The sequence below is a fragment of the uncultured Microbacterium sp. genome (assembly GCF_947488465.1).
In the GTDB taxonomy this organism is placed as follows: domain Bacteria; phylum Actinomycetota; class Actinomycetes; order Actinomycetales; family Microbacteriaceae; genus Microbacterium.
In genome coordinates this window covers 524,809-536,439 of the sequence record NZ_CANKZA010000001.1, presented here as the reverse complement: position 1 = coordinate 536,439, position 11,631 = coordinate 524,809, and the positions used below count along the sequence as shown (strand labels likewise).

The 11,631-nt window shown below is 69.0% G+C and carries 9 protein-coding genes; 4 read left to right on the top strand and 5 right to left on the bottom strand.

What is annotated here, in order from left to right; all coding sequences use genetic code 11:
- Window positions 1–29 precede the first annotated feature (29 nt).
- Window positions 30–806, top strand: a complete 777-nt coding sequence (locus Q0653_RS02615; protein ID WP_298742470.1) for an exonuclease domain-containing protein — start codon at window positions 30–32, stop codon at window positions 804–806.
- A gap of 234 nt (window positions 807–1,040) precedes the next feature.
- Here Q0653_RS02615 and holA read toward each other — a convergent pair whose 3' ends face one another.
- The 5 genes from holA to pabB all read right to left on the bottom strand — a co-directional run bounded on the left by holA (window position 1,041) and on the right by pabB (window position 9,076).
- On the bottom strand, window positions 1,041–2,075 hold the full coding sequence (gene holA, locus Q0653_RS02610; protein WP_298742471.1) for a DNA polymerase III subunit delta: 1,035 nt from the start codon (window positions 2,073–2,075) through the stop codon (window positions 1,041–1,043).
- A gap of 9 nt (window positions 2,076–2,084) precedes the next feature.
- On the bottom strand, window positions 2,085–4,421 hold the full coding sequence (locus Q0653_RS02605; protein WP_298942354.1) for a ComEC/Rec2 family competence protein: 2,337 nt from the start codon (window positions 4,419–4,421) through the stop codon (window positions 2,085–2,087).
- Complete coding sequence (locus tag Q0653_RS02600; protein WP_298742494.1) at window positions 4,418–4,927, bottom strand: ComEA family DNA-binding protein; 510 nt, start codon at window positions 4,925–4,927, stop codon at window positions 4,418–4,420. The genes Q0653_RS02605 and Q0653_RS02600 overlap by 4 nt, the downstream gene beginning before the upstream one ends.
- A gap of 172 nt (window positions 4,928–5,099) precedes the next feature.
- Window positions 5,100–7,694, bottom strand: coding sequence for a leucine--tRNA ligase (gene leuS, locus Q0653_RS02595; RefSeq protein WP_298942352.1), 2,595 nt, complete (start codon window positions 7,692–7,694; stop codon window positions 5,100–5,102).
- 86 nt (window positions 7,695–7,780) lie between these two features.
- Window positions 7,781–9,076, bottom strand: a complete 1,296-nt coding sequence (gene pabB, locus Q0653_RS02590; protein WP_298942351.1) for an aminodeoxychorismate synthase component I — start codon at window positions 9,074–9,076, stop codon at window positions 7,781–7,783.
- 30 nt (window positions 9,077–9,106) lie between these two features.
- Between pabB and Q0653_RS02585 the strand changes: the two genes are divergently transcribed.
- The 3 genes from Q0653_RS02585 to Q0653_RS02575 are packed head-to-tail and all read left to right on the top strand — an operon-like array spanning window position 9,107 to window position 11,569.
- On the top strand, window positions 9,107–9,790 hold the full coding sequence (locus tag Q0653_RS02585) for a DedA family protein (protein WP_298942349.1): 684 nt from the start codon (window positions 9,107–9,109) through the stop codon (window positions 9,788–9,790).
- Between the two features lie 4 nt (window positions 9,791–9,794).
- Entirely contained in the window at window positions 9,795–10,823 is a 1,029-nt protein-coding gene (locus tag Q0653_RS02580) for a phosphatase domain-containing protein (protein WP_298942348.1), read from the top strand.
- Window positions 10,824–10,858: 35 nt separating this feature from the next.
- Window positions 10,859–11,569, top strand: coding sequence for an SOS response-associated peptidase (locus Q0653_RS02575; RefSeq protein ID WP_261605484.1), 711 nt, complete (start codon window positions 10,859–10,861; stop codon window positions 11,567–11,569).
- The last annotated feature ends 62 nt before the right edge of the window (window positions 11,570–11,631 follow it).

Here is an 11,631-nt window from a genome sequence, read left to right as displayed (position 1 = left end):
ATGTCGGAGGCAGGCTCTAGCGTCGAAGCATGCAGTCCTGGCACCCCGAGCCGCTCCCGCTCTTCGACGACGACCTGTGGTCGGCGGAGCCGGAGCGCGCGGCTGAGCCGGCGGTTGAATCGACGCATTGGGCGCACTCGGTCGGGGTCTTCGACCTCGAGACCACGGGGGTCGACGTCACCACCGATCGCGTCGTCACCGCCCATGTGGGTCTTCTCGGGTCCGGCGGCGTCGCTCTGCGCGCACAGTCATGGCTGGCCGATCCTGGCGTTGAGATCCCCGAAGGGGCATCGGCGATCCACGGCATCAGCACGCAGCATGCCCGCGCGCACGGCAGACCGGCCCGGGAGGTCGTGGCCGAAATCGTCTCGGCACTGCGTGCCCTGCTGGATGCCGGCATCCCCGTCGTGGCCTACAACGCACCGTACGACTTTTCCCTGTTGAAGTACGAGGCGCTCCGGTACGGCATCGAGCCGATCGTCGCGCCTGCGCCCGTGATCGACCCGCTCGTGCTCGACAAAGCCCATGACCGCTACCGCAAGGGAAAGCGCACACTCGAAGTCGTCGCCGCGCACTACGCGGTCGAGCTCACCGGCGCACATGACGCCGCTGCCGACGCGATCGCGGCGGGCCGCGTCGCCCAGGCACTCGCGGGGCGCTTCGCTTTGCCCGCCGATCTCCGCGAGTTGCACACGCAGCAGATCGGCTGGGCGCGGGACCAGGCAGAAAGCCTCACCGAGTACTTCATCAGCGTCGGCCGGCTCGACCCTGCTGAGCACCTTGACGGTGCCTGGCCGATCCGCTGAGCAGCAGGATCGCTCGCGATGAGGTCACTGAAGTCGTCGAGATCGTCGCGTTCGTCCGGCTGTGCGGGGGCCGGCATGAGCGGCCGCCGCCTCTGAGGCACGTCGACGTGGTCCGGAACAACGGCACCACGTCTGCCGATCAGCCACGGCCTCGCTTTCGCCCACTCACGCTCACGGGGCAGCTGTGGTCGCCTCCACGCGCCGATGCGGCATCACCTGCCCCGCGGGCAGGCGTCAGGCGCCGAAGGGGGCGCGCGTCGCAATGACGGTGACGAGCCGTTCGACGGCGAAGACCGGGTCGCGCGACGCGCCCTTGACCTCAGCGTCCGCCCGTGCGGCAGCCTGGATGGCCATCCCGAGCGTCGCTTCGTTCCAACCGGTGAGGTCGCGTCGCGCGCGATCGACCTGCCAGTCCTTCATGCCGATGCGGGCTGCCAGAGCGCTCGACGATTCGCGCGAGCCGGCCACACGCGCCATCGTGCGCAGTTTCATCGCGATCGCTGCGACGAGCGGCACCGGATCGGCGCCGCTGGCCAGCGCATGACGCAGGGTGATGAGGGCCTCGCCATAGCGGCCAGCGATCGCCGTGTCGGCGACGGCGAACGCGGAGGTTTCGACGCGCCCGCCGTAGTACCGTGTCACGACGGCCTCATCGATGTCGCCGGCCACGTCGGAAATGAGCTGCTGGCAGGCTGCCGCGAGCTCGGTGACGTCATCGGCGAAGGCACCCACGAGGGCTCGGAGCGCGTTCGGCGCGATGCGACGGCCCGCTGTCTGGAACTCCCCCGCGGCGAAATCGAACCTGTCGGAATCACGCTTGATCGCCGGCACCGCGATCTCGATTCCGCCGCCGGTGCCGCTGCGGATCGCCTCGAGGAGCTTTTTGCCGCGCACACTCGCCCCGGTGTGCCGCAGCGTCACTGTCGCACCTTCTTGCGGTGCCTCGAGATAGGCGAGCGCTTCGCTCAGAAACGCATCTGAGCACTTTTCGACGCCGGCCACGCGCACGAGGCGCGGCTCGCCGAACAGCGAGGGAGACGTCAGCGTGAGCAGACTGCCGGACGTGTAATCATCGGCACGCAGGTCGGAGACCTCGACGCTCGGGTCTTCGGCACGCAGATAGTCGCGGATGCCGGCGACCGCCCGTTCGGCGCAGACTTCTTCGGGGCCCGAGACCAGCACGATCGGTGCGGGCTGCGGGGCACGCCATGACACCTGCGGGATCGCGGAAGCGGTGCGACCGGCGGAACGGCGAGGTGCGGGCGGCATCGTCCCAGCCTAGCCACCGGCGCCGACACCAGAGCCCCCGCTGACGATCTGTTCGGCGTGCCAGAGGCGCAGCCCGCCCTCCTGCATCCACACCGCCGCCGTGCCGCCCTGATCCGTACGGACGATGCGGGCGCGGTCGTCGTTCAAGAAGGCCAGCGTCTCCGCACGCGGGTGACCGTACGTGTTCTCCCCCACCGAGATCAGGGCGACTGCAGGTGTCAGCCCTGCATACAGTGCCGGATCTTGATCGGCGCTGCCGTGGTGCGCCACCTTGACGACCGTGTAGTGCGGGCGGAGTGCTGCGTTCGCAGCGACGGTTCGTTGAGCCGCTCCCGACAGATCACCGAGGAACAACGAGTCGGGCACGCCGCCGCCGTGGATGTCGACCACCACGCTGGCGTCGTTGCCGGGAAGCGTTCCGCGCTGCGGCCATAGCACCCGCCACTGGGCGCCGCCCAACGCGCCGTGGAGACCGATCGTCGCGCGTTGCAGGCGCGCCCCGCCGGCGGCCAGGGCATCGAGCACGCTCTGATGCTCCGGATCCCCCGGCGGCCCGTGCACAACGGTGCCCACGCGGCCGATGACGGCATCCACTCCCCCGCGATGATCGAGATCGAAATGGGTCAGGATGAGGAGGTCGATCCTGGACACACCGATCAGATCGAGACATTCGTTCACCGATCCGGGGTCCGGTCCGGTGTCGATGAGCGCGACCACACCGGCCGAGCGCACCAGCACGGCATCGCCCTGACCGACGTCGCACGCGACGATCGCCCACCGCTCCGGCACCTGCATCCTCGTCCATGCTCCGGCGACCGGCCCGAGCGCGAGGAAGACGCCGAGACCTGTTGCCGCCACCCACGTCGAGAGGACCCGCACGCGTCCGGTTGTGCGCACGATCATCCCGGCCATCGATGCCCCGACAACGGCCAGCGCGAGAAGCCCCGGCCATCCCTCGAGCCATGTGACGGTCGCACCCGGTGCATGGGCGAGGAGGTCTGCTGTGCCGGCGATCCACGCAGCAGGCAGCCACGCGATTGCGGCGAGACCCGACCCGAGGAGGGGGATGCCGGCGCACAGGCACGCGAGCAGTCCGAGCACCGTTCCGAGGGGCGCCGCGGGCGCGGCGAGGAGGTTTGCCAGGACCCCGTACACCGGAACCTGCGGCGTGAGGAGTACGAGGAGTGGCCCACACGCCAATTGCGCCGCGAGCGGCACCGAGAGCGCCAGCGCGAGAGGCGCCGGCATCCATCGCGCGAGGCCGTCGGCGAGCGGTCCAGCACCGAGAAGCAACGCGCCCGTTGCCGCGGCGGACAGAGCGAAACCGAGCGCTCCCGCCTGCCAGGGATCCACCACGAGGATAGCTGCCACCGCTGTGCTCAGCAGGGACACGCCGGCTCCCGTGCGGCCGAGGAGAACGCCGAGCATGGCGACGGCGGCCATCACCGCGGCCCGGACGACGCTCGGTTCCGGGGAGACGAGGACGACGAAACCACCGAGCGCGATGAGACCGACCACGACGCGCACCCCTCGGCGCGCCCCGCACAGTGCCGCCACGGCGAAGGCGATCCCGACGACGAGAGCACAGTTGGCCCCCGACACCGCCGTCAGATGCGAGAGCGATGCCGTCTTCATGGCGCCATCGAGCTCGGCCGTGACAGCCGACGTGTCGCCGACCGCCAGCCCCGCGATAAGGCCCCCTGCGGGAAGCGGCAGGCCCTCCGTCGTCGCGAGGAGTCCGTGACGGAGTGCCGACGCGGCGGCGAGCGCTCCGCCGGGCGGCTCAAGGATGCGGGGAGCGCCGGCCGCATCGAGGACCAGCACCGCACGCTCACCGGCATCCGCGGGCCACGCGGTCCCCTCGACCGAGACAACCGCGCCAAGATCGAGCCCCGCCGCGACCTCTGTCACGCGGATCATCACCGGCACGGTGGAGACGTGCACGACCGGACCGGTCGCGAGCGACCGCAGCCGGGCATCGAAGCGCCACCCCGTCGCGGTGCGTTCGATCTTGCCGACGACAACGGCCTCCGCTTCGAGCGCTCGCCCGCCGCTGATCTGCCACTCCGCCACCTGCGCGCGCGGCCCGGCTGCGACGGCGACGGTCGATGCCGCCGCCGCGGCCACGGCCGCGCACACGGCCCCGATGACGACGAGTCGCAGGAGCCCCTGTCGTCGACGTGCGAGGACGGCGACGGCGAGGAGTCCGAGCGCAGTCCCCCAGAGCAGCGCGGCCACGACAGGCGCAGCCGCCGCGTGCACGATCAGAATCGCCGAGGTCAGCCAGGTCGCCAGCGCGATCGGCACGAGCCGCAGGTCGCGGCGACGAGCAGAGCGAAGGCTCACACCGTCACCAGGTCGCGGAGCCCTTCGAGCATCTTCTCGCCGATGCCCGGCACGGCCAGGAGATCTTCGACACTGGTGAACCGACCGTTCTCGTCGCGCCACGCAAGAATGCGTTCGGCCATTGCCGGCCCGATCCGAGGCAGCGTGTCGAGGGCGGCGGCATCCGCGGTATTGAGATTGACGCGACCGTCGCCGGGCGGGGCGCCGGGGGCGGCTTCTGCAGGGACCTCGCCCCGCACGGGGACGTAGAGTTGCTCACCGTCGGTGAGGAGCCGCGCGAGGTTCACCGCGCCGGAGTCAGCATCGCTCAGCAGTCCCCCGGCTGCCGCAACCACATCCACGACGCGGGCGCCGTCGGTCAGCCGGTAGAGCCCCGGCTGCGCCACGGCACCGAACACATGCACATACAATGCGGCGGGCTGCGCGGACGGCTCTGCGTAGGGGATCTCCTCGACGGGTGTGGATGCCGTCCGCACCACGCCGAACGCGACCGAGACGGCCGCCATCACCACCACGACCACGATCGCTGCTCCCACGCCGAGGCGTCGGCGCGCGTGCGGAGGTGGCGATACGGACACCGCTTCAGCGTGTCAGCGTGAACGACGGTCAGTCAGGCCCGCCACCCGATCGGTGCAGGGATGCCGGAAATCCCTCCCTGTGGAGGAAGCTCCGCGCAGTTCAGGCCGTCGTGAAGCTGACGACCTTCGGCGCACGCACGACCGCCCGGGCGATCTCACGACCGGCCAGCGACCGCACGACCTTCTCATCGGCACGCGCCAGGGCCTCCAGGTCAGCGGAGGAAATGCGCGCAGACACCGTCAGCGTGCCGCGGACCTTACCGTCGACTTGCACGACGGCCGTGACCGATTCCTCCACGAGGAGCATCGGATCGGCCTGCCGCCACGGCACGAGACCGACGAACGGCTCGTAGCCCAGGATCTCCCACATCTCCTCCGCCATGTGCGGAGCGAACAGGTCGAGGATCATCGCGGTTGCCTCGGCAGCCTCGCGCACCGCGGGGTCGGCCGCACCGGCACCCGAGTCGATCGCCTTGCGGGTCGCGTTCACCAATTCCATGAGACGGGCGATCACGACGTTGAACTTGGTCTGCTCGACCAGCCCCGGGGCGTCGGCCCAGAGACGGTGGGTCACCCGGCGGAGCGCGGGGTCGCCCTCGGCCCAGACGACCTCCGGCGCGCTGGAGACATCCTTAGCCACACGCCACGCGCGCGCCAAGAACTTCTGTGCTCCCGTCGTCGAGACGTCCTCCCAGTTGATGTCATCCTCGACCGGACCGGCGAACGCGATCGCCGTGCGGACGGCATCCGCGCCCGGGTCGAGCATGCTCGAGGCGAACTCGACGAGGTTTCCCTTGCTCTTGGACATCTTCGACCCGTCCAGCAGCACCATGCCCTGGTTGATCAGGCTGGAGAACGGTTCGGTGAAGTCGATCAGGCCCATGTCGAACAGGACCTTCGTGATGAACCGCGCGTACAACAGGTGCAGGATGGCGTGCTCGACGCCGCCGATGTACGAGTCCACCGGCGCCCAGCGCGCGGCCTGTGCCGCCGGAAAGGCTTCCGTGGTCGAATTCGGGGCGAGGAAGCGCAGGAAGTACCACGAGCTGTCGACGAACGTGTCCATCGTGTCGGGGTCGCGTAGCGCCGGCTCGCCGGTCGCGGGATCGGTGGTCTGCATCCAGTCGGTCGCGCCGCCGAGCGGCGACGTGCCCTGGGGTGCCAAGTCGAGGCCCTGCGCGTCGGGGAGAACGAGCGGCAGCTGGTCGTCGGGCACCGGCACCGTGCGGCCGTCGGCCGTGTGGATCATCGGGATCGGCGTGCCCCAGAACCGCTGACGCGAGATCAGCCAGTCGCGGAGCCGATAGGACTTCGCCGCGCGGCCCGTGCCCTGCGCCGACAGCTCCTCGATCGCGCGAGCGATCGCGTGCCGCTTGCTGAGCCCGTTGAGCGAACCCGAGTTGATCAGGCGGCCGTCATCGGTGAGCGCGACACCCGTGACCGCAGGGTCAAGATCGTCCAGGTGGGGCTCGTCGGCGAAGGGGTCGATGGGCACGCCGTCGGCGTCGAGCTCGATGACCGGGATCGCACCGGTGACCGGTGCGGTGGTGTCGACGACGACCTTCACCGGAAGATCGAAGGCACGCGCGAAGTCGAGGTCACGCTGATCGTGCGCGGGCACCGCCATCACTGCGCCGTGCCCGTAGTCGGCGAGCACATAGTCGGCAGCCCAGATCGGCAGCCGCTCACCGTTGACCGGGTTCACCGCGAAACGGTCGAGGAAGACACCGGTCTTCGGGCGGTCGGTGGCCTGTCGTTCGATTTCGGTCGACTTGCCGACGCTCTCCAAATACGCCTGGAACGCCGCCTGCACCTCCGGTGTGGATCCCGCGGCAAGCTCCGCAGCCAGATCGGACTCGGGCGCAACCACCATGAACGTGGCGCCGTGGAGCGTGTCCGGGCGCGTGGAGAACACGCTGATCCTGTCTGCGCGACCCTCGATCTCGAAATCGATGTCGGCCCCGACGGAGCGGCCGATCCAGTTGCGCTGCATCCGGATCACCTTCGACGGCCAGAAGCCCTCGAGCTGGTTGAGGTCGTCGAGCAGCCGGTCGGCGTAATCGGTGATCTTGAAGTACCACTGCGTCAGCTTCTTCTTGACGACCTCGGCTCCGCAGCGTTCGCAGTGACCGTCGACGACCTGCTCGTTCGCGAGCACGGTCTGGTCGTTCGGGCACCAGTTGACCGGGCTTTCCTTGCGATAGGCCAGATCACGCTCGTAGAGACGCTGGAACAGCCACTGGTTCCAGCGGTAGTACTCCGGGTCGCTCGTGTGCAGGACCCGGCTCCAGTCGTACGAGGACCCGAACTCGCGGAAGCTCTTCTTGTGCTGGTCGATGTTCCGGTACGTCCACTCGCGGGGGTCGGAGCCGGCGCCGCCCTTGATCGCGGCGTTCTCTGCGGGGAGGCCGAAGCTGTCCCAACCGATCGGGTTCAGGACGTTGTATCCGCGGTGCCGCCAAAAGCGCGCGACGACATCGACGTAGGCGTAGTTTTCGGCGTGGCCCATGTGCAGGTCACCCGAGGGGTACGGGAACATGCCGAGGACGTACTTACGCGGACGCGTGTCGTCGTCACCGCCGGCGCGGAACGGGTCGGACTCGTTCCAGAGCCGCTGCCACTTCGCCTGGATCGCGGAGGGGTCGAAGCTGCTGCCCTCGGCAGACTCGCCGGCAGGAGGAAACGTTGTGGACACTGGAGCACCAATCGGGAAGTCGGGGGCGCATGCACGCGTCTTCCCAGGTTACCGGACGCGCCGTCGCACCCGCCGGAGGCGCCGACTCACCAGCCGGGTGGCAAGGACGCACCGAGCGCCGCCAGTGGAGCGCGCGCTTTCACCCCGACCTCGGCGACTTCGGCCACGGGATCGGAGAGCCAGGTGATTCCCCCACCGGCGCCGACGGACGCACCGCCCGGGTGGAAGACGACCGAGCGGATCACCATGGCGAGGTCCGCGCTGCCGTCCGTGCCCACCCAGCCGAAGCACCCCGAGTAGACCCCGCGCGGTCCGCGCTCGAGCCGGTGCAGGATCGCCATGGCCGACAGCTTCGGTGCCCCGGTCATGCTTCCGGCGGGGAAGGCGGCTTTCACGACGTCGCCGATCGTCGTATCCGGCCGCAGCCGTCCGGCGACGGTGGAGACGAGTTGGTGCACGGCCGGATAGGACTCGATCTCGAGCAGACGTTCGGTCACGACGGTCCCGGGAAGGCAGACCCGCTGCAGATCGTTGCGCATGAGATCGACGATCATGACGTTCTCGGCACGCTCCTTCTCGCTCGCGAGAAGTTCGGCCGCCAGTGCGCGGTCCGTCGCACGATCCGCACCTCGAGGCCGCGTGCCCTTGATGGGACGCGTCCGGACCGTGCCGCCCGCCACCTGAAGGAACTGCTCGGGGCTGGCGCTTGCGAGCGCCCACGCGCCGTTCCGGATGAATCCACCGTGATGGGCGGGCTGCGCGCGGCGCAGGTGCAGATAGCTCGTGACCGGGTCGAGCGCGGTCCCGGTTGCGGCGACCTCGAACCGCGTCGTGAGACACAGTTGGTAAGCGTCGCCGGCGCGGATCGCTTCGCGACACTCCTCGATCAGCGCGGCGTAGCGTTCCGGGCTCACGCGGGCGGTCGCCTCGGTGGGAGTGGGAGAAGGCATCGCGGGTGACGTGCGACCGACGGCGGACCATCCCGCGACGTCACTCGCGAACGCTGACAGCTCCCCCTCGGGGGCGCACAACCAGATTTCTTGCGCGGCGTGGTCGATCGCGACGAATCGCGAGACCCGCATCCAGAGTGAGGACGGGCCCTCGGCGGCAGCGGGCGCCCCCGCTGCCGCAGCACCGCCGTCGTAGCCGAGCCAGCCGACCCATCCACCGGGGAAGGGACCGACATCCGCCTCCGAAGGGCCGCACACGAGCCCGTCGAAATCGGGGTCCTCCGGTGCACCGAGGCCGAGCCAGCTCCAGCCGACCTGCGCCGTGGGCCCGGCATCCAGCCAGAACCCGTGCGGTGCACGCGCAGGGCCCCCGAGGAAGAGGATCTCGGGGTCGACCCATGCCTCCAGTCGGCGGGTCGAAAGCGGCGGCACACGTTCAGGCTAGACGCATAGTCTGAATCCGTGAACGAGTTCCTCACGTGGCTGCTGGATGCCGTGCAGAGCGTCGATCCGATCGTGCGGACTGTGCTTGCGGGTGTGGCGATCATGCTAGAGACCAGTGTCCTGATCGGACTCGTCGTTCCGGGCGACACCGTGGTGATCGTCGCCGCAACCGCGGTGGGCTCGGTCGTCGAGGCGGTGGTCCTGATCCTCGTGGTGATCCTGGGCGCATTGATCGGCGAAAGCATCGGCTTCGGGCTGGGGCGCTGGCTCGGACCGCGCCTGCGATTCTCACGATTGGGTGCGCGGATGGGCGAACATAATTGGAGTCGCGCCGAACGCTACCTCCGGCGGCGCGGCGGGCCGGCGATCTTCCTCTCCCGTTTTCTGCCCGTGCTGCACTCGGTCGTGCCGCTCACGGTCGGCATGAGCGGATTCGCCTACCGCCGGTTTCTCGCGTGGACCGCGCCGGCGTGCACGCTCTGGGCGATCGCGTATGTGTCCGTCGCCGCAGCAGCCGCGGGGACGTACCGCGAACTCGCCGATCAGCTGCATTTCGCGGGCTACATCTTCGTCGGCGTCCTCATGCTGTTTCTGGTACTGGCGTACGTCCTCAAGAAGGTCATCGTCGCCCGCGAAGCTCGGCACATGACGACCGATGCCGCTCCGGAAGGGTCGGCCGCGGAAGACCGCATGGGAGAATAGAGCGATGGCTTCCTCCCGCACCCCCCGTACGAAGGTGCTGTGGTTCGCGCGCCTGGAGTATCGCTTCCATGCCTGGCGTGAGCGTCGCGCCCGTTCGCGCGGGCAGCGACCGACGGTGTCCGCCTACCCCGGTTACGGCAGCCAGGAGTGGGTGCGCGTGCTCGGACGCGTGCTCATCGTGCCGCCGACACGCCAGCGCGGCGAATATGCCAGCGTGCGGGGATGGCGGAGCTTCGCGGCCGTTCCGGTCGGCTACGCGCAGGTGACGGTCACGATCGAAGGGGTGACCCACGAGGTCGTCGCTGACCGGGGTGGCGTCATCGACACGGTTCTGTCCGCCCGCTTGGAGCCCGGATGGCAGACCTTCACGATGGCGGTCGAACACTCCGACCCGGTCGAAACGCGCGTGTTCATCGTGGCCGACGACGTCCGCTTCGGGGTGATCAGCGATATCGACGACACCGTCATGGTCACCGCGCTCCCCCGTCCGTTCGTCGCGGCATGGAACTCGTTCGTCGTCGACGAGCACGCACGACAGCCCGTGCCCGGCATGGCCGTCCTTCTCGAGCGTCTCACGCGTGATCACGCGGGTGCTCCGGTCATCTATCTCTCGACCGGTGCATGGAATGTGGCTCCGACGCTCCAACGCTTCATGCGCCGTCACCTGTTTCCGTCCGGCTCGCTTCTGCTCACCGATTGGGGTCCGACGCACGACCGCTGGTTCCGGAGCGGGCGCGACCACAAGCAGGAGAACCTCCGACGCCTCGGCACGGAGTTCCCCCAGATCAAGTGGATTCTTCTCGGCGATGACGGCCAGCACGACGATGACCTCTACACCGCGTTCACGAGCGAGTTCCCCGACCATGTGACGGCCGTCGGCATCCGACGCCTCTCCCCCACCGAAGCGGTGCTCGCCGGTGGGCGGACGGCCGTGAACGATCATTCGGCAGCGAATGTGCCCTGGGTCACGGGTGAGGACGGGGCGGCGCTTCTGGAGCGTCTCACCGAGGTGGGTGTCACCTCGGCGGAGTAGGCGCCCGTGTCGGAGGCTCACCGTAGGCTGACGGCATGTGTGGTCGATTCGTCGTAGCCAATGTGGCCTCCGAGCTGGTCGGGGTACTCCGCGTCGATCTGGCAGCGGATGAGCTTCCACCCCCGTCCTTCAACGTCGCGCCGACCGATCCGGTGGCGATCGTGCTCGACTCTGCCAAGACCGAGCCGCCCACGCGCCGTCTCGAGGCTGCCCGCTGGGGTCTCGTGCCGGCATGGGCGAAAGACCCGTCGATCGGCGTCCGTGCCATCAACGCCCGCTCGGAAGAGGTCGAGGACAAGCCGATGTTCCGGCAGGCATTGATCAAGCGGCGTGCGGTGGTACCGGCATCCGGGTACTACGAGTGGCATACGGATGCCGGGGTCAAAACTCCGTACTACATCCGGCCGCAGGGCGAGGAGCCGTTGCTGTTCGCCGGTCTGTACGAGTGGTGGAAAGATCCGTCGAAAGCCGACGACGACGCCACGAGGTGGATGCTGAGTTTCACGATCATGACGCGCGCATCGGTCGGCCCGCTCGGGTCGATCCATGATCGGATGCCGTTGTTCATCGACGCCGATCACGCCGATGTGTGGCTGGATCCCACGACCGAGAACGTGGGAGATCTGCTCGACGCGACGATCGACGCTGCGCCGTTGTTGGCCGAGACGCTTCAGATGTATCCCGTCGACCCTGCCGTCGGCAACGTGCGCAACAACGGTCCGGAACTGGTCGCACCGGCCGCGTGACCGCTCCGCCGACGCGACAACGGGCGCCGGATCGCTCCGACGCCCGTTGTGTTCAGTCGCGG

Bases quoted from the DNA above. Each gene is read 5' to 3' on its own strand.
- Q0653_RS02615 (WP_298742470.1), top strand. From the start codon at position 30: ATGCAGTCCTGGCACCCCGAGCCGCTCCCGCTCTTCGACGACGACCTG.
- holA (WP_298742471.1), bottom strand. From the start codon at position 2,075: ATGCCGCCCGCACCTCGCCGTTCCGCCGGTCGCACCGCTTCCGCGATC.
- Q0653_RS02600 (WP_298742494.1), bottom strand. From the start codon at position 4,927: ATGGCGGCCGTCTCGGTCGCGTTCGGCGTGGTGCGGACGGCATCCACA.
- Q0653_RS02580 (WP_298942348.1), top strand. From the start codon at position 9,795: ATGGCTTCCTCCCGCACCCCCCGTACGAAGGTGCTGTGGTTCGCGCGC.
- Q0653_RS02575 (WP_261605484.1), top strand. From the start codon at position 10,859: ATGTGTGGTCGATTCGTCGTAGCCAATGTGGCCTCCGAGCTGGTCGGG.